General features: G+C 38.5%; 21 protein-coding genes. 15 read left to right on the top strand and 6 right to left on the bottom strand.

What is annotated here, in order from left to right:
- Nucleotides 1-299 precede the first annotated feature (299 nt).
- Nucleotides 300-1,031 carry a hypothetical protein gene (locus AEA09_RS11980; protein WP_053584061.1) on the top strand — a complete coding sequence of 244 codons (732 nt, stop codon included), beginning with the start codon at nt 300-302 and terminating at the stop codon, nt 1,029-1,031.
- A 56-nt stretch (nt 1,032-1,087) separates the two neighbouring features.
- Here AEA09_RS11980 and AEA09_RS20330 read toward each other — a convergent pair whose 3' ends face one another.
- Together AEA09_RS20330 and AEA09_RS11970 are read right to left on the bottom strand one after the other, a co-directional pair.
- Nucleotides 1,088-1,258 (bottom strand): hypothetical protein, encoded by a 171-nt coding sequence (locus AEA09_RS20330; protein ID WP_245622836.1) that lies wholly within the window; start codon nt 1,256-1,258, stop codon nt 1,088-1,090.
- 266 nt (nt 1,259-1,524) lie between these two features.
- Entirely contained in the window at nt 1,525-2,148 is a 624-nt protein-coding gene (locus AEA09_RS11970) for a hypothetical protein (RefSeq protein WP_053584059.1), read from the bottom strand.
- A gap of 246 nt (nt 2,149-2,394) precedes the next feature.
- Here AEA09_RS11970 and AEA09_RS11965 point away from each other — a divergent pair, with 246 nt between their 5' ends.
- The gene (locus AEA09_RS11965; protein WP_053584058.1) at nt 2,395-2,925 is read left to right on the top strand and encodes an NfeD family membrane protein; all 531 of its coding nucleotides are present in this window, start codon (nt 2,395-2,397) and stop codon (nt 2,923-2,925) included.
- A gap of 15 nt (nt 2,926-2,940) precedes the next feature.
- On the top strand, nt 2,941-4,506 hold the full coding sequence (locus AEA09_RS11960) for a flotillin lipid rafts scaffold protein FloT (RefSeq protein ID WP_053584057.1): 1,566 nt from the start codon (nt 2,941-2,943) through the stop codon (nt 4,504-4,506).
- Nucleotides 4,507-4,601: 95 nt separating this feature from the next.
- Here AEA09_RS11960 and AEA09_RS11955 read toward each other — a convergent pair whose 3' ends face one another.
- Nucleotides 4,602-5,147: a GNAT family N-acetyltransferase gene (locus tag AEA09_RS11955; protein ID WP_053584056.1), complete on the bottom strand. Its 546-nt coding sequence runs from the start codon at nt 5,145-5,147 to the stop codon at nt 4,602-4,604.
- Nucleotides 5,148-5,696: 549 nt separating this feature from the next.
- Here AEA09_RS11955 and AEA09_RS11950 point away from each other — a divergent pair.
- Together AEA09_RS11950 and AEA09_RS11945 are read left to right on the top strand one after the other, a co-directional pair.
- A complete protein-coding gene (locus tag AEA09_RS11950) occupies nt 5,697-6,902 on the top strand; it encodes an MFS transporter (protein WP_053584055.1) in 1,206 nt (401 codons plus the stop codon).
- Between the two features lie 45 nt (nt 6,903-6,947).
- A complete protein-coding gene (locus AEA09_RS11945) occupies nt 6,948-7,670 on the top strand; it encodes a sulfite exporter TauE/SafE family protein (protein WP_053584704.1) in 723 nt (240 codons plus the stop codon).
- A gap of 54 nt (nt 7,671-7,724) precedes the next feature.
- Here AEA09_RS11945 and AEA09_RS11940 read toward each other — a convergent pair whose 3' ends face one another.
- Together AEA09_RS11940 and AEA09_RS11935 are read right to left on the bottom strand one after the other, a co-directional pair.
- A complete protein-coding gene (locus AEA09_RS11940; protein WP_245622835.1) occupies nt 7,725-8,507 on the bottom strand; it encodes an enoyl-ACP reductase FabI in 783 nt (260 codons plus the stop codon).
- Between the two features lie 409 nt (nt 8,508-8,916).
- Nucleotides 8,917-9,165, bottom strand: a complete 249-nt coding sequence (locus AEA09_RS11935) for a ferredoxin (RefSeq protein WP_053584054.1) — start codon at nt 9,163-9,165, stop codon at nt 8,917-8,919.
- A 106-nt stretch (nt 9,166-9,271) separates the two neighbouring features.
- Between AEA09_RS11935 and AEA09_RS11930 the strand changes: the two genes are divergently transcribed.
- The 7 genes from AEA09_RS11930 (at nt 9,272) to AEA09_RS11900 (ending at nt 16,690) form a co-directional block, all read left to right on the top strand.
- The gene (locus tag AEA09_RS11930; RefSeq protein WP_053584053.1) at nt 9,272-10,300 is read left to right on the top strand and encodes a YpbB family protein; all 1,029 of its coding nucleotides are present in this window, start codon (nt 9,272-9,274) and stop codon (nt 10,298-10,300) included.
- 3 nt (nt 10,301-10,303) lie between these two features.
- Nucleotides 10,304-11,746, top strand: coding sequence for a RecQ family ATP-dependent DNA helicase (locus tag AEA09_RS11925; RefSeq protein WP_053584052.1), 1,443 nt, complete (start codon nt 10,304-10,306; stop codon nt 11,744-11,746).
- Nucleotides 11,747-11,830: 84 nt separating this feature from the next.
- Entirely contained in the window at nt 11,831-12,508 is a 678-nt protein-coding gene (locus AEA09_RS11920) for a LysM peptidoglycan-binding domain-containing protein (RefSeq protein ID WP_053584051.1), read from the top strand.
- Nucleotides 12,509-12,669: 161 nt separating this feature from the next.
- Complete coding sequence (locus tag AEA09_RS11915; RefSeq protein WP_053584050.1) at nt 12,670-13,428, top strand: metallophosphoesterase; 759 nt, start codon at nt 12,670-12,672, stop codon at nt 13,426-13,428.
- A gap of 72 nt (nt 13,429-13,500) precedes the next feature.
- Complete coding sequence (locus AEA09_RS11910; protein ID WP_053584049.1) at nt 13,501-14,463, top strand: YpdA family putative bacillithiol disulfide reductase; 963 nt, start codon at nt 13,501-13,503, stop codon at nt 14,461-14,463.
- Between the two features lie 126 nt (nt 14,464-14,589).
- Nucleotides 14,590-15,150 (top strand): glycerol-3-phosphate acyltransferase, encoded by a 561-nt coding sequence (locus tag AEA09_RS11905; protein WP_053584048.1) that lies wholly within the window; start codon nt 14,590-14,592, stop codon nt 15,148-15,150.
- Nucleotides 15,151-15,154: 4 nt separating this feature from the next.
- Complete coding sequence (locus tag AEA09_RS11900; protein ID WP_053584047.1) at nt 15,155-16,690, top strand: GNAT family N-acetyltransferase; 1,536 nt, start codon at nt 15,155-15,157, stop codon at nt 16,688-16,690.
- Between the two features lie 46 nt (nt 16,691-16,736).
- On the opposite strand, the gene AEA09_RS11895 is transcribed toward AEA09_RS11900, so the two are convergent.
- Nucleotides 16,737-17,705 carry an asparaginase gene (locus tag AEA09_RS11895; protein WP_053584046.1) on the bottom strand — a complete coding sequence of 323 codons (969 nt, stop codon included), beginning with the start codon at nt 17,703-17,705 and terminating at the stop codon, nt 16,737-16,739.
- 79 nt (nt 17,706-17,784) lie between these two features.
- Here AEA09_RS11895 and prsW point away from each other — a divergent pair, with 79 nt between their 5' ends.
- The 3 genes from prsW (at nt 17,785) to AEA09_RS11880 (ending at nt 20,718) form a co-directional block, all read left to right on the top strand.
- Nucleotides 17,785-18,459, top strand: coding sequence for a glutamic-type intramembrane protease PrsW (gene prsW, locus AEA09_RS11890; RefSeq protein WP_053584045.1), 675 nt, complete (start codon nt 17,785-17,787; stop codon nt 18,457-18,459).
- A gap of 144 nt (nt 18,460-18,603) precedes the next feature.
- Nucleotides 18,604-19,419: a spore cortex-lytic enzyme gene (sleB, locus tag AEA09_RS11885; RefSeq protein WP_053584044.1), complete on the top strand. Its 816-nt coding sequence runs from the start codon at nt 18,604-18,606 to the stop codon at nt 19,417-19,419.
- 15 nt (nt 19,420-19,434) lie between these two features.
- Nucleotides 19,435-20,718 carry a PepSY1/2 domain-containing protein gene (locus AEA09_RS11880; protein ID WP_053584043.1) on the top strand — a complete coding sequence of 428 codons (1,284 nt, stop codon included), beginning with the start codon at nt 19,435-19,437 and terminating at the stop codon, nt 20,716-20,718.
- Nucleotides 20,719-20,734 lie beyond the last annotated feature (16 nt).

Raw genomic sequence — 20,734 nt, 5'->3', positions numbered from 1 at the left:
ACCTGAACAAGGTAATTGTGAATAAATATAGGAGCAATGAAATGAAGTATTTTAGAGAATTAGAGGTATGGTACTTGAAAATTTTTGGATTTAGATTTATGTTCATTATAGATACTCTATAATTATATTCAGTCAGTGTCTAAACCAGAGGCTGAATATGATTAAAGCTCCGGTGGGTGTCACAGATGTTGAATTATGCTTACATAATATACATCTGGACGCAATGGTTACTACGCTTTAGCGTAGTGACAGCAGCAAATTCTCTGGGGCGAATTTGATTTGAACTTGGAGGATGTAAAATGCATGGAATTATTATACGTTATAATGTATCTGAAGAACTGACTGTAGATCAGTGGCCTAAAAAAATGGATGCATTTGCTTATGTTCAACGTAGCAAACCGCATACAGATGAAAAAACACTTTCATTGGATGAATTAAGAGACCATGCTATTCGCTATATTAAAAGTTTAAAAGAAAACGCAAGTGAACACCTGGTGGAACATCGTAACGGTGAAATTGAACATTTTGATCGCCGCTATACAGAGTCATTAAAATCAAAAGAAAATATGGAAGCACAACTCATAAATCTAGAAGAAATTCTTCTATTATTAAAATCGATGAGTGCGCTAAATTTATCACATGCATTTGTAGAAAATTCGGGGAAATTATTGCGCCAACTTAGCCCGTATGCCAATGATGCAGGGCATCCAACATTTCAAACAACTCGTGTAGAGCGCCATTTTTATACTGAATTGATAGAGCATATTGAGGTGGTACATGCGCGTATATTACGTATGCATAATCCATCCACTATAGAGATGCAGCATAACGAAAAACTGTGGACCTCCGTATGTGAGCAACTGATTGAAAAGGTAGAAGCTCGAATCGAACGTTTTTTGTCAGTGAAATTGAAGCATGAGGAAAAATTACTTGAGCTTCATCAATTAAAGCAACAAAATGTCGAGGCAAAAGAGCGTTTGGATCATGCTGTAAATGAGTTAGAGCAAATTTTAGAAGCGCTGGAATCATAAAAAAGCATGCCACTAGCAGTACTCTTAAAATGAGAGTCTTCTAGCTTGGCATGCTTTTATTGCTGTTCGGCTCTTTTACGCTTCGATTGGCGATATATCCTTAGTAAATCGATAGTGAACAATGGCCCTAGAATATAAAAAAATGGATCATTAAAGGATTGGATTGTTTGAGATTCACCACCAAGTAATGTGAGAACAATCCATAAGCCAACAAAATACATTATCAAATAGAGATATTCCTTTAGGGAGAGACTACCCTCTCTCCCTTTTGTTATCATAAGTTGCAAAATAATAAGGAAAATAACAATGATTAAAATTGTCTTTTTAGAAAATACCTCAGCTAATGCCGTGGAAGGGAAAAAGTCATTAACAATTAGCAGAGTGAAAAAAACGAGAACAGTAAAATTGATATTCCTTGAAAGCTTCATACAATTTCTCCATCCCCTTTATACCTCAGATAAAAAACACAAAGGTGATGTCGTCCTTTGCGAAGTTAGATTTTTCGTTGCTTCCCATTTTGATAAGCATGTTGAGCAGTTGCCCATAATAGTTGTGATGACTGATGTGGTGTTTTTTTCGAGCTTGTTCTCCTTTTTTTCGTATGATCAAATTCCGTTGCTGGTTTTTCTTTATATTCTTCAGTTTTTTGATATTCTTTGACTGAATCTTGTAAGTGGCTTGCCCGAACTTTTGCTTCTTCTGGATTTGTGCTTGATTTCTTGATGATGTTGATAGCTAGAAGTGGGACTTGCATAGTATCAGCCTTGGTGCGAGACATGCGCATCATCATTTCAGTTTGCTCGCGCTCAGCAGTAATGCGTAAAATACGGTCCACACTGGCAGGAGCGTTTTTAATTAGGTAACCAAGTTCCTCGGGCGTCAACTTCTTTCCGCCGTTAAATTTAGTTAAAATACGCTCCGCCTTTGAATCACCCTCACCTGTTTTCATCTTCGCTTCTTGCATTTCAGTTAATTGCTGCTGTACGGATTCTTTTAGGATGACAGCAGGATCTTTTACTTTGTTTTCTTCTTCTATGATGACTTCAGTTGTTTTTGTAGCAGTTGTCTGTGAGGTTTTTTTCGGTAAAAAAGTATTCATAGATGGATGAATTTTCATTACGTAGCCCCCTCTTATATTAGTAACTATATCGGAGCAATGTAAAAAATATTAATGGGAACTTCGGTATGGATCTTTGCATTTAGGAGCGAAGTGAAAGTGGTTGCTTTTAATGCGCGTATGAACAGATTTGTGTGTTGCATCTAAAAAAACCGCTCTAATTATTTGAAAATATGAAAAAATTCGAAACTTTGCACCTGGTTAATCCGTAGAGTAGGTAACGCGATGAAAAAGGGGTGAAACAATTTGACACTATTTGGCTATTCGCTAGAGCAAATATATTTAGTTGTTCTAATTTTCGTCGGTCTAGCAACGATCTTGTACATGTTTTTTGGGGATGTTGCTGAGGGCATTGGGGAAGGCATACCAATATTAAATCCGAGCGTGATTTTATCGTTCATCACCATGATGGCTGCAACTGGCCATGTTTTAGAAAAGCTTGCATGGTTTTCTAGTGGTATTAATCTCGTCGTTGCTTTTATAATCGGTGCCATTTTAAGCGCTCTTTTCTATCTATTTATATTAGTACCGCTAAAATCAGCGGATGTCTCCCTAGCTTATACCGAAGAATCGCTTGGCGGCCAATTAGGGAAAGTCATTGTGCCGATTCCGGTAGACGGTTTTGGTGAGGTCGTGATTGAATCAGCAAGTGGCATGATTTCAAAACGTGCAACAGGCTTTGACAATGAGGCCATCGATTATGATACAACGGTTCTCATTGTGGAAGTGAAGGAAGGGACTTTATTTGTTAGAGAGTATGAAAAGAAATTTATATAAAGAGGAGAGATTTAGATGACAGGGTTAGCAGGGATGACTGGAATTTTAATTGTTGTAGGAATTGTTGCTTTTGTATTACTCGCAATCGTGGCATTGTATGTCACAAAATACCGTACGGCAGGTCCAGATGAGGCATTAATTGTTACGGGTAGTTATCTTGGCTCAAAAAATGTACATACGGATGAGTCAGGAAATCGCATTAAAATTATTCGTGGGGGCGGTACATTCGTCTTACCGGTATTCCAACAGGCTCAACCACTTAGTTTATTATCAAGTAAATTAGAAGTTACTACACCAGAAGTGTACACAGAACAGGGAGTTCCTGTAATGGCAGATGGTACAGCAATTATTAAAATTGGCGGCTCAATTACTGAAATCGCTACTGCTGCTGAACAGTTTTTAGGGAAGCAAAAATCAGAACGTGAAAGTGAAGCTCGTGAGGTTTTAGAAGGACATTTACGTTCAATATTAGGGTCAATGACTGTAGAGGAAATTTACAAAAATCGCGATAAATTCTCGCAGGAAGTACAACGTGTGGCATCACAGGACTTAGCGAAGATGGGGTTAATTATCGTATCTTTCACGATTAAAGATGTACGTGATAAGAATGGCTACTTAGACTCACTTGGGAAGCCACGAATTGCGCAGGTGAAGCGTGATGCTGATATTGCTACAGCAGAAGCAGAGAAAGAAACGCGCATAAAGCGTGCAGAAGCGTCTAAGGAAGCTCAAAAGGCCGAGATAGAGCGTGCAACAGAAATAGCAGAAGCAGAAAAAGAAAACCAGTTAAAAGTTGCAGAATTCCGCCGAGAGCAAGACATCGCCAAAGCACGTGCTGACCAAGCGTATGAACTTGAAACAGCCCGTGCAAAACAAGAAGTAACAGAGCAAGAAATGCAAATTCAAATTATTGAACGTCAAAAGCAAATTGAGTTAGAGGAAAAAGAGATTCTACGTCGTGAGAAGCAATATGATTCGGAAGTAAAGAAAAAAGCAGATGCAGATCGTTATGCAGTGGAGCAAAATGCGGCAGCACAAAAAAGTCGTGAACTCGCGCAAGCAGATGCAGAGAAATACCGTATTGAGTCGTTAGCAAAAGCCGATGCAGAAAAGATTCGATTAGACGGTCTTGCGAAGGCAGATGCCCAACGTGCACAAGGGGAAACAGATGCTGATATTATTCGTTTGCGAGGTCTTGCAGAAGCCGAGGCCAAACGTAAAATTGCGGAAGCCTTTGAATACTACGGTCAAGCAGCTGTACTCGACATGGTTGTCCGTATGATGCCGGAATATGCAAAAGAACTTGCAAGTCCACTAGGTAATATCGATAAAATTACTGTTGTCGATACAGGTGGTGGAGAAGGCGGAGGCGGTGCCAATAAAATAACGTCTTACGCAACGAATCTCATGTCCACACTGCAAGAAACGTTGAAAGAGACATCAGGAATTGATATGAAAGAGCTGATCGAAAGTTATGCAGGCAAACATACACTGCGCCCAGAGCTTGCTCAAATTGTCACAGGATTAGAGAAGAAACAAACGACAGATGTGACAGAGAACGAACCACAAACAGTTGAATAATAAAAGAAATAGCTACCTAACACTTTTCTGTTAGGTAGCTATTTTCTTAAAGTAAAAAAGGGATTTGCATATAAGTATAAAAAATGCCACATTTACTATGAAGTTTTTGTCCATTCATTTGCCAGCATGCCATATACAACATGATCGACAAAGTGGTCGTATAGCCATTCTGCTGAGCGAATTGTTCCTTCTTTTACAAAGCCTAGACGCTCAGGAATTGCACGACTCTTTGTATTTCCTACCGCCGCACGTATTTCAACTTTATTGAATTGAAGCTCTTCGAATGCATATTGACATAAAGCATGCACGACCTTTGTCATGATGCCGTGACCTTGTGCACCTTTACTTAACCAGTAGCCGATATATACGGTTTCATTGGCATGATTTATGTTGTTGAAGCCAGCGATACCTACAATTTTTCCGTGAAATAAAATGACAGCTGAAAGGCATTTTCTCTCCTTGTAACCTGCGATATTACTTTCTATGTAAGCTCGTGTATGCTGCACTTCTGTCGTCATATCGAGCCACGGTAGCCACTCACGTAACGTACTTCTAGATGCGTCCGTTATAGCAAAAACTCTTTCCGTATCTTCCACTGTTACTGCGCGCAGGGATAATGTATGGTCGACAATAATTTCCATTAAATCTACTCCTTTTCATAAAAGTATCTTATTGATTGAAAAATTTATAATGGTTATTATGGGCCATTGCCAAAACATGTACTTGACTAAAAATAATTTCCGCTTTATGTAAGCTTGTGGTGGGATGTGCTGTCAAGTACAGACTTTGATGTAGAGCCGTTATTATTAAACTATATTTCTTTTTTGGAAAAAGAGAATATAAAATGTCAAAATTGTTTCTTATAGGGGAAACTGCCTTTTTTGAAAGTATATAGATAATCTTCTTAAGTGTATAGAGCTATTAATTGTAATCATTAAGTATGAATAGAAAGAGTGGGAAAGAAATGCGTAGGCAAATGGTTATCTAAAGTAATTACTGAAATTTGTCTATTTTTCGACAATTTGAGCTGTAATTCACATAAAGTTGTATTAGAATAATAGTATAAGTGTTAGATTTTTCAAACAGCAGTAGGAAAAATAAATATACCAGGTTGAAGGAGGTAGGATATTTTAGGGGTGAAAGTATTTTAGAAAATTTAATGACGGCTGAAATTTTGGGGAGAAAAAATTATGGATTATATAAAAAAGGGCACCAAAGAGTTTAATAAAGCAAATTGGGCATTGTTTTTAGCTGGGTTTATTACTTTTGCGAATTTGTATGTGTCGCAACCGTTATTGCCGACATTTGCTGAGGAGTTTAACGTATCGCCAGCAGTCGCCAGTTTATCTTTATCAGTAACAACATTTGCATTAGCGGTAAGTATGATTATAGTCGGCTCATTATCGGAATCTTGGGGAAGAAAACCATTAATGACCATTTCGATTTTTGCAGCATCTGTTATTACGTTAGCACTCGCATTTTCACCAAACTTCGAAACGATTTTGGTGTTACGTGTGATTCAAGGAGTCGTATTTGCTGGTTTACCTGCAATTGCCATGGCGTATTTAGGTGAAGAAATCGATCCACCAAGCTTAGGCGTTGCAATGGGTTTATACATAAGTGGTAACTCAGTTGGCGGACTGAGTGGTCGTGTTATAATCGGTACATTCACAGATTTGTATAGCTGGAAAGTGGGCATGATTGTTCTAGGGATTTTAAGTATCATTATTAGTATAATGTTTGTCATGATGCTTCCAAAGTCTACACATTTCACACCACGACCTTTGCAAATAAAAGCATTAACAAAATCGCTCATTCAACACTTAAAAGATCCATCCATGCTATGTCTATTTGGCATTAGCTTTGTATTAATGGGCAGTTTTGTCACACTCTATAACTACATAGGTTTTAAATTAATGGCACCACCGTACAATTTAAGCGCAACGATTGTCGGCTGGATTTTCGTGATCTATCTAGTTGGCACGTTTAGCTCGGCTTGGTTTGGTAGTTTGGCCGATAAATACGGTCGCCAAAAAATGTTATTAACTGCTATTACAATTATGCTAGCGGGTGCAATAGTAACGTTAAATGGCTTACTAATTATGAAAATCATTGGTATTACTGTATTTACATTTGGCTTTTTTGCGGCACATTCAATTGCGAGTGGCTGGGTAAGTAGGCGCGCTACACATGATAAAGCACAGGCCTCGTCACTTTATTTGTTCTTTTATTATTTTGGTTCGAGTGTTGGGGGAACAGTAGGGGGCGTGTTCTGGATGCAGTACGGCTGGATGGGTGTCATCACAATGATTATGGTCCTGTTACTAATAGCATGCATTCTGACATATGTATTAAAGGGGATTATTGCGAAACAACGAATAGCTACATATCATTAGAGTAATCAAGATATTTAAAATTTTATGTGGTGAGGTGCTAATTTGATAGAACTCATATTATTCTTTTTAATCATCTTGTTAGCATCCGTTCTGCAAACAAGTTCGGGATTTGGCTTTTCAATTATGGCTACACCATTTCTACTCATGTTATTTTCACCACAGGAAGCAATGCAGATAAATATTGTATTGTCTCTCGTAATTTCTTTATCCCTTATTTGGACGATCAGACACGATGTAGATTTTAGTTTGATAAAGAGAATTTTTATAGGCAGTATATTCGGTGCCCCATTAGGTAGTGTACTATTTGCTACTGTGGATTTAGTCACATTTAAGTTGATAGTAGGAGTCATACTAATAGGGGTAACCTTATTATTAATGAAAAATTTTTCAATTCAGCCAACTAGAAATAGAGATTATGCTGTGGGTTTCTTGTCTGGATTATTAACAACAAGTATTGGTATGGCTGGACCTCCATTATTGCTTTACTTTGCAGGAACGCAGAAAAATAAAGAAAATATGAGAGCTACATCAATAGTTTTCTACATCTTTATCTATCTAATTAGCTTAATGAGCCAATTGGTAATTGAGGGTACAAATAAAACGGTTTGGGTCAATAGTTTGTACGCATTGCCAATTGTCATGGTTGGTTTATTCTTTGGTCAACTTCTGTTTAAAAAGATTAATCAGCAACTATTCAGAAGGATGATTTATATACTACTGCTAGTTGCCGGAGTATTTTTGTTGTCGCAAAGTATTTTAACTATGTAGCGTTCTAATATAATAAAGAAGCAGATGAGATTGTACTCACCTGCTTCTTTTCATTTATCCCATAATATTATAGCCAGCATCGATGTAAATCGTTTCACCTGTGACACCACGCGATAGGTGAGAGAGCATCACGATTGTCATATCTGCTACTTCATCTTGTTGGACATTTCGTTTTAACGGTGCTGTTTCCTCGATTTTGTGTAAAATCGTATTGAATGAAGGCACACCTTTTGCAGCAAGTGTACGAATGGCACCAGCTGAAATGGCATTAACACGAATATTATCCTTACCGATATCTGCTGCAAGATAACGCATTGAAGCTTCTAAAGCTGCTTTTGCGACACCCATTACGTTGTAGCCTTCAAGGACACGCTCTGCCCCTAAGTAACTCATTGTCACAATCGAGCCGCCTTCTGTCATGTATGGATGCGCGGCTTTTGCTGTTGAAATAAGGGAGTATGCACTTGTATCTTGTGCAAATGCATAGCCGTCACGTGTTGTTTCTAAAAAGCGGTTGTGTAAATCCTCTGCATTGGCAAAGGCTACAGAGTGAACGATTCCGTGAATGACACCAAATTTTGCCCCGATTTCATCGAATGCTGCTTTTGTACTTTCATCACTATTCACATCACACTGCACGATGAAAGTATCTTGTTGTCCGTAGTTTTCAAGTTGCTTTTGTAGTTTTTTTAGAGAGCGTTCTTGACGATAAGTGAAAATCACATTTGCGCCGACATCAAATAGACGTTTAGCAATCCCCCAAGCAATACTTCTATCATTTGCAACGCCCATTACGACGATATTTTTGTCTTTTAACTGTAGTAAATTATCCATCATTTATAAAAACCCCTTTGTGAAATGATATCTGTTATTAGTACCAACTACTAAAATCTTATCATATATAAATTATGGATGCAATAACAACATTAAAAAGACGATACACAAGTGGCTCGCCTTTTTGGGAATTTTAATTATGAGGATGAACTTGCAGACATCGTTGAAGAAATACGTCAAGTCGCTCAACCCAGTTGAAATTGTTTAAATTGCTCTATTTGTTCGTGACGAATAATATATAAGCTGTGATCCGTTTCTAATTGTTTAAACGTCAGGCCCCGCTTATACAATTCTATATTTCCGGAATAGCAAGAATATAAACGTTGATGAAATATGTATCGCTAATAAAAAAGTAACAAGGCATCCTTTTTAAAAGGATGCCTTGTCGCATATACGTATAACTGCATAAAAATTATTCGAACTTTAATGAGTCGCCATCAAACGTTTCATCTGCTACTTTGATAGAATCAGTTGGGCAACCTTCAAAAGCGTCTTGCATGTCTTCTAATAGATCTTCTGGAACTTCAGTAGTCCCCATGTTATCATCTAAAATAACGAAGGCAATTCCTTCATCATCATAATCATAAATGTCTGGTGCAGCTGCTCCGCATGCGCCACACGCGATACATGTATCTTTATCGACAATTGTGTATTTAGCCATTTCTTTCTCTCCTTTTAAGATGTTCCTACGAAAGCTTCATACTCATTCTAAAGATGTTTAACTTACTTTTCAACATAATACTATTAAATTGGAGGAATTTGCGTCAATGTTTCAGCAAATCTTATTGCAAATTTTTCAAAAACTGAATAATGAACGAACCGTTTCTGCTGCGTATCATTTACTACGTGGGAAGCGTTCAGGTCAGACGATACAAGATGTCGGGCTGTTTCAATTGCACGCTTACTTTGGTTTATTACCTAAAATGACGCGAGCAACTTTTGACGCTGAAGTCCATACGTTTATGCAATATAGTTGGTTAGAAATTCAAGAATCTGGTCACTATTACCTGAAAAAGCTGGGTTTACAGAGGGCAGAACAGACACCTGACTTTTTATTTGATGGGTGGCATTACCGTGGAAATGAGCATGTGTTCTTTGCAAGACTATCATTAATTATACAGAGCTTATCCTATCAACGAGCTGGCATTCGTTCCTTTTCTCCAATTAGTAAAGACCCACAGGTTCAGGCATGGGTACGTGCGTTTTTACTTGACCATTCTTTCCAATCAGGACAGTTACAGCAACAATTATTTGATGAGTGCGAGAAAGTATTGGCAACTATTCAATTGTCTAATGCCAATAAACAACTTGTATTATACCGATTAAGTGGACATGGCATACCAGGTTGGACGTGGCAACAGCTTGCAAGTGAGCGAAAGGAAACAGTGCTCGATAGTCAATTAGCATTTATCGAAGTGTTACATACATTATTAAATGAAGTGTATACCACAAATACCTACCCGCTACTCGGTAAAATTGCTGAGGGTTTACGTGTTAAAGCACTGCTCACAGATTCAGCGCAGCAAACTGCACATTTATATGAACAAGGCTATTCGCTAGCGCAAATCGTACAAATGAGACGTTTAAAACAAAGTACAATTGAAGACCATTTAGTTGAAATGGCGATGAATGAACCGAACTTTTCCATCGGAGCATTCGTCTCCTATACAGATGCAGAAAAAGTTTGGCAAGCATCAAAGCAATTACAAACAAAAAAATTAAAAGCGTTACATGAAGCCGTTGAAGGCATGAGTTACTTCCAACTGCGATTAATTCTTGCTAAAGGGGAGGTATAGCGCATGCAGTTAGAACAAACTTTAGCAAAGTATTTTGGCTACACTTCGTTTCGTCCGGGACAAAAAGAAGTAATTGAAGCTGTTGTAGAAGGAAAAGATGTGATTGCATTATTGCCAACGAGTATGGGGAAATCACTTTGTTATCAGTTACCGGGTTATCTTTTTTCAAAGCCTGTGCTAATTGTTTCGCCGTTACTGTCTTTAATGCAGGATCAGGTTGAACAACTAAAACGTTTAGGTGAAAAAAGAGTAGTCGCATTAAACTCTTTTCTATCGGCAGAAGAAAAACGTTATGCTCTCCATTATTTAGAGCAGTATCGTTTTATTTTCACATCCCCTGAAATGCTGTTACAGCAACAGGTACAAGAGAAACTTTCACGAATGGAGCTCAGTTTAATTGTGGTTGATGAAGCGCATTGTATTTCTCAATGGGGCTTTGATTTCAGACCAGATTATTTACGAATTGGTGAATGGTTTATGCAATCGCAACGCCCGCCAGTATTGGCCTTATCAGCGACTGCGACAGACAAAGTATTAACTGACATACGCTCAACACTTTCTTTACAGGCACCGTTTGAATTTATTTATGATGTGGACCGTCCAAATATTCACCTAGGGCGTGTTTTATTTGAAGATAAGGCAGACAAGGCGAGTTGGATTTTGCATCATATACAAAAAACGGCGGGACCGGGCATTTTGTATATGTCTTCAAGAAAACGTGCAGAGCAGTATAGTGAGACATTTAAGCAAGCAGGTATTCGAGCGGCGGCTTATCACGCAGGGTTTGGCGCAGAGGATCGTCAGTTTATTCAACAACAATTTATAGACGGGGAGCTCGACTGGATTGTAGCGACGAATGCATTTGGTATGGGCATCAATAAAGCCGATATTCGCCAGGTCATTCATGAATCGTTACCGTCAACAGTAGCGAATTATATGCAGGAAATTGGGCGAGCAGGGCGTGATGGTAAACCGGCACTGGCAATATTGCTTTATAGCGATGGAGATGAGGAACTGGCTAAATTTGTAACTACCGGTGATTTGCCTGCGACTATTCATGTTGACCGATATCAAGAGCTGATGATGCAAAATGTACTTCCATCACAGATGCTAAAAAACGGAGAGCTTAGTGAGACTGCTTTTCGAGTTCTTGATTATTGGATGAAAGAGGAGCCTGTGGAGCAGGTGAAAATTCGTTTAAATAACTTAGCGCTCGAAAAATATCAATCAATCTATGAAATGCAAAAAATTGCACAAACAAAAGATTGTATGCGTAGACTACTAGTAGGCTATTTCGGCCAAAATTTACGAGAAAATCCAGAAAATTGTTGTGAGAATTGTGGCATTCTATATGATGCAATTATTAAAGGACGAACAGAAGTAAATCTGAAAATAGAAATGGTCTCTTGGGAGAATCGATTAAAACAATTATTAGTCGGTTTGTAGACAAATAGCGGCAGTCATTTACTTTTTTCGCAAACTTCGTCATAATAATATGAAAGAATGGAAGTAAAGTTGGAGGTACGGCGAATGAGTAAAGAAGACTATCGTGATAAAATTGAAGAACATCGTCAGTCATTTGAAGAGGAGAAAGAACTGGAAACGTTATCGAGAGCGTCACGTGTGAAGCGAAATGGCGGCAATAATAAACAAAAGAATACGCAACGTAAAATACCGTTAAATACGATTCTGTTTATTATTTTTATCCTAATTCCATCAACGATACTAATATATATCTGGGTGTTTTATGAGCCTGGAAAGACGATTGAGGAAGCAGAGAAGGATTCGTCTGGTTCTATTGTGGAAATGGCTAAACCTGGTGACAAATCCGATATTAAAGTTACAGAAGATAAAGATGATGAAGATACTAAAGCTAACGAACAAGCAGAAAATCAAGCGCAAAAAGATGCTGAAATGCTAGCCGCGAAAGAAAAAGCGGAATTAGAAGCAAAGAAGGCAGAAGAAGCTAAAAAGGCAGAGGCAGAGAAGGCGGCTGAAGACGCGAAGAAAGCTGAAGAAGCTCGAAAAGCACAAGAAGCTGCTGCAGCCAAAGTAAAAACACATACAGTAAAAGAGAAAGAAAATTTATACCGTATTGCCCTTAATTACTATGGTAATGGAAGTGAAGCAACATTAGCAAAAATCCGTGCGGCAAATGGTATGACTTCAGATACAGTTTGGGTTGGGCAAGTGATTAAATTACCATAGGTAATACGCGTGTTATTGATTTGCAATGAAGTTTTTCTAGTATAAAATAATCGACATACGTTAACTTCAAGAGCTATTGAATCGTATGTCAAATTTGGCAAAGAGACGATACTTCATGGAAGTGTATCGTCTTTTTGCTTTCGGTAAGGAGGAGTGCAGGGATGATTTATATTGGTCTAATACTAGTAATTGCAATAGCATTCCTACTCTATATGTGGAAAGTAGCAAATGAAAACAATGTGCTAAATCACCAAATGCAGTTGAACGGCGAACAGGAAAAAATCCGACTATTTTTTATTTCTGATACGCATTTACGTAAAATTAATCGCAACATGATTAAGGAGATAGAGGGTTCATTTGATGCAGTGATTATTGGTGGTGATTTTGCTGATAGAAGAACGCCTATTGAGCGTATTCATGAAAACTTAACCTTATTAACACTACTAGGTCCTACTTATTTTGTATGGGGTAATAATGATCGTGAAGTTGGAGAGGATCGTCTTCGAGGGATTTTGGTTGAGCATGGGGTGCATATACTAGCAAACGATGCAGTGCTATTACCTGAGAAGAAAAATCGTTTTTGGCTAAGTGCCATCGAAGATACATCGACAAGAAAGTACAGCTTTGAAGCAGCTTTTGAAAAAATCGAGGAAGAAGATCTAGTCGTCTTTATTTCACATAATCCGGGTGTTTTTGCCCGTGTACGCGCTAAGTTTAGAGCTGATTTGATGATTGGTGGGCATTTACATGGCGGGCAAATTCGTATCGGTCCATATGGCGTACATCCAAACGGCTCTTATAAAGAACGTGAAGGCGTTATGACGCTTGTTAGTAACGGCTATGGTACAACATTGTTGCCTCTGCGCTTAGGTGCGAAGCCACAATGTCATATTATTGACATCAATATTTCGGGTAAATAAACAACCAAAGCTGACTAAAGGGCGTATAATGGAAGTTATAGTGGTTTTTTAGATTCTAAAGGAGTGTCAAAAATGCAACAAGTAGATGCAATTATTGTAGGCGGAGGCCCATGTGGGTTAGCGGCAGCAATATCTTTGCAAAACATTGGCTTAAACCCAGTTGTTATTGAAAAAGGGAATATTGTAAATGCGATTTTTCATTATCCAACACATCAAACATTTTTTAGTACAAGTGAACGTTTAGCAATTGGTGATGTGCCGTTTATCATTGAGGAACGTAAGCCAAAACGTAATCAGGCACTTGTCTATTATCGTGAAGTAGTACGTCTGAAAAATATCCAAGTAAATCGTTTTGAAGAAGTAAGTACTGTCGTGAAAAGTGGAGAAGTCTTTACAGTAACGACCGATAAAGATGTCTATGAAACACCATATGTCGTGATTGCGACTGGCTATTATGATCATCCGAACTATATGAACTTACCAGGCGAAGAACTGCCAAAAGTGCATCATTACTTTAAAGAAGCGCATGAATTTTTTGATACGGATGTATTGGTGATCGGTGGGAAAAATTCTGCAATCGATGCGGCGCTTGAGCTAAATAAAGCAGGAGCACGTGTGACTGTAGTCTATCGTGGTAGTGAATATTCACCAAGCATTAAACCGTGGGTATTACCGGAATTTGAAGGTGTAGTCCGTAACGGTGAAGTGACGATGCATTTCAACACAAATGTCAAAGAAATTCGTGAACATGAAGTCGTTCTTGATATAGATGGCCATGAAAAAGTACTGAAAAATGATTTCGTTTTTGCAATGACTGGCTATCATCCAGATCATGCGTTTATCCGGTCGATGGGTGTTGCCATTGATGAGGAAACAGGTCGTCCGTTTTATGAGGCAGAAACAATGGAAACGAATGTGAAAGGTTTATTCATTGCTGGTGTGATTGCGGCTGGAAATAATGCCAATGAGATTTTCATTGAAAATGGTCGCTTCCACGGAGACTGTATTGCGAAAGCAATTGAAGAAAGAAAATAAGAATACTGGCTGTATGAGCACAAGATGCTGATACAGCTTTTTTTATAGGAGATGTCAGATTTAGAGGGATAAAAACGTAAATTTGATGGATAAGCAAGCATCGTGCACATGAAGGAGGAATGAAGGATGATTTGGCTGTACTGGTTATTGAGCTATGGTGTTGGAAACTTTATGACGGCATATTTCGTTGGAAAAGTATATAAAGTTAATTTACAAGAAGAACGTAGCAAAAACTTAGGGGCTAGAAATGCAGGAAGTGTCATTGGCAAGGCTGCATTTACATGGACGTTATTAGGGGATTTAGTAAAAGGTGTATTTATTGTTGTGTTAGGACGTTTATTGCATCTTGAGGAGTGGGTAATTGTTGGGGGAGCGTGCTTTGTCATCCTTGGGCATTTATATCCTATCTGGCTTAAATTTAACGGTGGGAAAGGGGTAGCGACATTTATTGGTGTGGGGCTCGTGCTGTCACCGGAATTATTTTTAATGATGATTCTTGGGACTACCTTAACAGCTATAGTAACTAGAAGCTTAACGCTCGGTATGCTTGGTGGCTTTGTATTTTATGTAAGCGCTATTATCATCTCAGGACAATTGCAGACATATATACTTTTAATATTCGCTATTGTATTGATGCTTATCAAACATAGGTCAAATGTACAGGAATCTTTAGGGAGAAAGAAGTGATTGCATGTATTGGTGTAAAATTGCACAAACACAAGCAGAATTTGCTGCCATAGAAAAGTTAAATTACGCTATATTTGTAGATGAAATACCACAACATGAACCAAATGAGTCGAAACGGAAAATGGACCGTTTTCATGCTGAGAATACATATTTAATTGTTTACAAAGAGAAGGAAATAGTCGGTATGCTAGCGTTTCGCGATCAACGTCCCTTTTCAATTGATGAGAAAATTGGAGTCGTCGAGAACTATTTGGAAAAGGGACTTTGCGAAAAATTATGTGAAATACGTCTTCTTGCAGTAAAAAAGGAATATCGAACAGGGCGAGTGTTGCTAAGATTAGCGCGAGCTTTATATAGCTTTGCATATGAAAAGGGATATTCTGCAGCGGTCATTTCCGGCACAACTCGTGAGGAAAAACTGTATAAACAAATGGGTTTTACACAATTTGCACCAGCAGTTGGGACGGAGGAAGCCAAATTTTTGCCAATGGTACTGACGCGGCAACAATTTGAACAGAATTTACTGCAACGCTTAGCGAATGATAATTATACGTTTTATCCAGGTCCGGTAAAACAACTTGGGGGTATCACGTATTCTGATATTTCGCATCGTACCCTTACGTTTCAGGCGCTATTTCAGCAAATGAGACAAAAGCTTTTACAACTATCACAAACAAATTACGTAGCCACTTTAGTTGGTTCAGGAACACTAGCTAATGATGTTCTACTTGGGCAGTTAAAACCACTAGGGCGTGGGCTGATCCTATCAAATGGTGAATTTGGTGAACGTTTAATAGAGCAAGCGAGGCATTGGGCTTTAGCCTTTGATACGGTGCAAAATGCATGGAGTGATCCGTTTGACGAGAAAATAATTGAAGCACACTTACAAATGGGTACTTACAATTGGTTATTATTCGTTCATGGTGAAACATCAACTGGTACTTTCAATGATATGGAGATGCTTGCAAAGCTTACGCAACGATATGATGTGTTGCTATGTGCAGACTGTATCAGCTCATTTGGTGCGATGCCGTTTTCATTAGAAAACTGTTATCTAGCAACCGCTGTCAGTGGTAAGGCAATTGGTGCAATGAGTGGTCTATCATTTGTCTTTTCACAGGACTTAGCGAAGCCTTCAACATTACCAGTCTATGTAAACTTAGCAAATTATCATGGAGAGCATGTGCCATTTACTGTGCCGGCAGCACTTGTGGCAAATGTAGAAGCGGCTTTACAAGAATATCCGGCAAGATTTAATCTTTTACAGGAACGTTTTCAAGCACTACAAAAACTATCTATTGTGCAAAAATTTCAATTACAAACGTCTTCGTATCCAATGATTCTAACCTTAAAGTTACCGAAAGAATACAGCGGTTTATGTATAGATTTAAAGCTTAATGGACTGTATTTACATGGAGATAGCCTTTACTTGCGTCAGAAAAATTTTGTGCAATTAGCTGTTATTCAGCCTGATTTTGATGTGGCATTCAAGCAACTTAGAGAAATTCTGACCTATTACGAGCAAGTAGTGGAAATGTAAAAAGCACTTCAAAATAGTAATGTATTTTAGAAGTGCTCATTTGAAGTTAAGAAAAGTATTCTTTTAAATCAATTGTGTGATCAATCTGATTGAGACCTATTAATAATTTTAAACGAGCTTTTTGGCCGTTAATGCCTGTGGCAAAGAGAACACCTAAATCTTCAAGCATTTTACCACCACCTTCGTAGCCGTATACACCTTCTGCGATACCATTAAAGCAGCGAGATACGAGCACCACGGGGATGTTGCGATCAAGCAAGGTTTTGATGCCTTTGACAACAGCTGGTGGCACATTGCCCTGTCCGAGTCCTTCTAATACAACACCATCATAGTGACAGGTAAGAACAACATCCAGTAAATCTTCTTCCATGCCAGCATATATTTTGAGCATGGCCACACGTTTCGTTAAATCTTGCAACTGGACATATTTGCGTCGCAGTGGGCCATGGTGGAATAAAATGCGTGATTTTGTAATGAGTCCAATCGGTCCATACTGTGGTGATTGGAAAGTATTGACTGAGCTAGTGCTCGTTTTTGTTGTGTTGACAGCGAGATGCACCTCATCATTCATCACAACAAGTACACCTTTTCCGCATGCTTCGTCATCAACAGCGACACGTACAGCTTCGACCAAGTTGTAGACACCATCTGCACCTAATTCATTGGAAGAACGCATCGCACCGGTTAACACAATTGGTATATGTAAATTCGTTGTAAGCTCTAAAAAATACGCGGTTTCTTCCAGTGTATCCGTACCATGTGTGATGACAATACCGTCAATGTGCTGAGCCGAAACTTTATCTACAATTATATTACGAAGTGTCAGCATTTCGTTCGGCGTAATATGCGGTGAAGGAAGGTTAAAAGCCTCCATTTCGATAATTTGGGCAATCGAATCAAGCTTATTACTTTCTTTCATAAGAGGATTTTCTTTATTGGGCAAAACTGCACCTTCATCGCTCATTGCCATAGAGATCGTCCCACCTGTATGAATCAATAAAATGGTTTTTTTCATAAAATAAAAACTCCTTTTCAATTTTTATGTCCTAACATGATATAATATTTGCAGTCTATTGTTGAAAGGGGCCGGCAACATGATCATCCTTTTATCAGCTGCCATTGCTCCCGGTCTAGCGCTTTTTAGTTATTTCTATTTGCGCAATCAAATGGCAACGGAGCCAAGAAGAACATTAGTCCATACGTTTTTATATGGTGCATTTTTAACATTCCCTATTATGTTCTTGCAGTATGTGCTGACAGAAGAAGGGGTTTTTCCAAATGCTTTTTTACAAAATGTCCTCTTTACGAGTACTATTGAAGAGTTTTTTAAATGGTTTGTCTTATTAATTGCTATTTACAACCATATGGAGTTCGATGATCCTTATGATGGCCTTTTATATGGTGCTAGTATTTCGCTTGGTTTTGCAACGGTTGAAAACGTGTTATATTTACTTTCTTTCGGTCTTGATACAGCATTTCTGCGTGCGCTATTGCCAGTATCTAGCCATGCCTTATTTGGTGTCGTGATGGGCTATTATTTCGGTAAGGCAAAGTTTTCAAAGCACACAAAATTGAAAGAAATGATTGCGATGGCACTGTGCGCCCCAGTGATTTTGCATATTCTATATAATACAATATTATCGTTTAAAGGGCATTGGGTATATTTAATGGTACCTTTTATGCTGTTCTTATGGTGGTTTGGTTTGCGAAAAGTAAAGCTGGCACATTATCATCTCGTACAGCATTTGCATATGCATAAGAAAATATAAAGCGTAGAAATCAAAAAATGATTTCTGCGTTTTTTTGTATAGAAAGAGATAGCTCAAGATTAATTGAGGTATCTCTTTTTCTTATGTAAAAAAACGTATAAATTTCAGCAATTGTTTCAAGCTATAAAAAAAGGAGTGATTGTTGTGCGCTTGTTAAGCATAATTTTTAGTTTAATTTTTGCGATTAGTATCGTCTCAATTCCTCAAAATGATGCCATTGCTTTTACCGAGCAGCAAATTGCGCGTGGTGCATATGGGGATGATGTTATTGAGTTACAGTCTAGACTACAATACTTAGGTTTTTACACAAGTAAAATCGATGGGAAATTTGGCTATAACACGTATTGGGCATTACGAAATTTCCAAGAAAAATTTGGTCTTCCAGTTGACGGCATAGCTGGTCCCCAAACAAAGAAAACGTTAGCGGGTCACTCAGACTATGACGAGAAATGGGTAAAAGCGCAGCTTAAAGCGGGCAATCAATTTACCTACTACGGTGGAAAGCCACTAGATCAACAGGTAGTGAAGAACCCAAATGGAGGAAATAATAGTGCTGGTGGCAATGGTGGTGGCGGCGGTACGAATACACAACTTCCACCGAAATATACGGATCGTGATTTACAGCTTATGGCCAATGCCGTATATGGTGAAGCGAGGGGAGAGCCATATGAAGGGCAGGTTGCGGTCGCAGCGGTTATTTTAAATCGTATAGAGCATCCAGATTTCCCAAATACAGTTTCAGGCGTTATTTTCCAACCTCGTGCTTTTACAGCTGTAGCTGACGGGCAAATTTGGTTAGAACCGAATCAACGTGCAAAAGAAGCTGTAATAGATGCAATGAATGGTTGGGATCCTTCAGAAAATGCGATTTACTATTTTAACCCCAAAACAGCGACAAGCGATTGGATTTGGTCACGACCTCAAATAAAACAAATTGGCGAGCATATTTTCTGCTCATAGATAGGAGGGATTTAGATGAGAACAATGCTCGTTATTTTGACAGTAGCGGTCATCGGTTTAGGTGCTTATAGTATTGATTTGCACAGAGATAAGGAAAATCTACAGCGTACCGTGCATGCACAGTACACTGAAAAATTAACGGATGCCTCTGAAAAATTATCATATTTACAAAGAGCTGTATCACAGTCATTATTGTTTCAAGATGAGGCAGCAGTTCATAACGAACTGGATACAATTTGGCGATTAAGTTCGGATGTACGGTCGTCAATTTCTAATCTTCCAATTGATCAGGAAATGTCGAATGATTGGTTAAGTTACTTAGGTAGACTCGGTGATGAAGCGAAAAAAACGGCTAAGTCAGGAGATTTTGATGCATGGCGAGAAAAAATGCCGGAAATCTCTACAAACCTACAATCACTGTCAGAGGAGTGGCAGGTCGCAACAACAGATTTTTATAGGCAAGATGGAAAATTAGATGTATGGATGAAGGAAGTAGACAGCAAAGAACCAAATACCACATTTGATAATGTCAAAAAGAATCTAAAGGATTATGGAGAAAGTGATTTCCCGTTGACTTTAAGTGAATCTGATTGGCAGAAAAAAGTAGGACTAGAAGCGCTACAAGATTCACTTATTACAGAAAAAGAAGCGCTGGAAAAAGTAAAGACTTTATTCCCAATGATCAAAGATGCTACGTTCACTGTGACGAAAAGTAGTGAAAATGCAACGTATCCGTTTTATCATGTTCAATTCCACCAAGGTGTGCGTCTTGGCTACGCTGATTTAACAGAAAAAGGTGGTCATTTATTATCTTATTTAGTTGAGCGACCGGTTGATGAGGCGAAACTTTCACAAGAAGAAGTTTTGAAAAAAGCAGAGGAGCATTTGAAGAAACTTGGAATGAACGATGTTGCGTTTGTTGAGAGTCGTGAAAATCATTTAGCATGGCATGTCACATTTGCACGTGTCAATCCGAGCGATAATGCTTTGATTTATGCGGATGGTGTTCAGCTGAAAATCGCGAAAGACAATGGTGAGTTACTTGGCGCAAATGCGATGGAATATATTCAGTCGGAAACGATTAAACCGCAAACAGCAAAACCAATCGATTGGAATACATTTTTCCAAGACGATGTTCGTGTAGAAGAGGTGAAAAAGATTTATACGGATAATGGACAATTTGATCAGCGTCTATGTTATCAGGTTATTGCGGTTCGAGGTGGGAAATCATCTGAGACTTTCCGAGTTGTCATTGATGCCGAAAACCATAATGTATTAAAAGTTGAGTATTTATCTTAATGGCAAGGAAAATCTT

It is taken from the genome of Lysinibacillus contaminans, assembly GCF_001278945.1.
GTDB lineage: Bacteria > Bacillota > Bacilli > Bacillales_A > Planococcaceae > Lysinibacillus > Lysinibacillus contaminans.
This window is presented reverse-complemented; position numbering and strand designations above follow the sequence as displayed.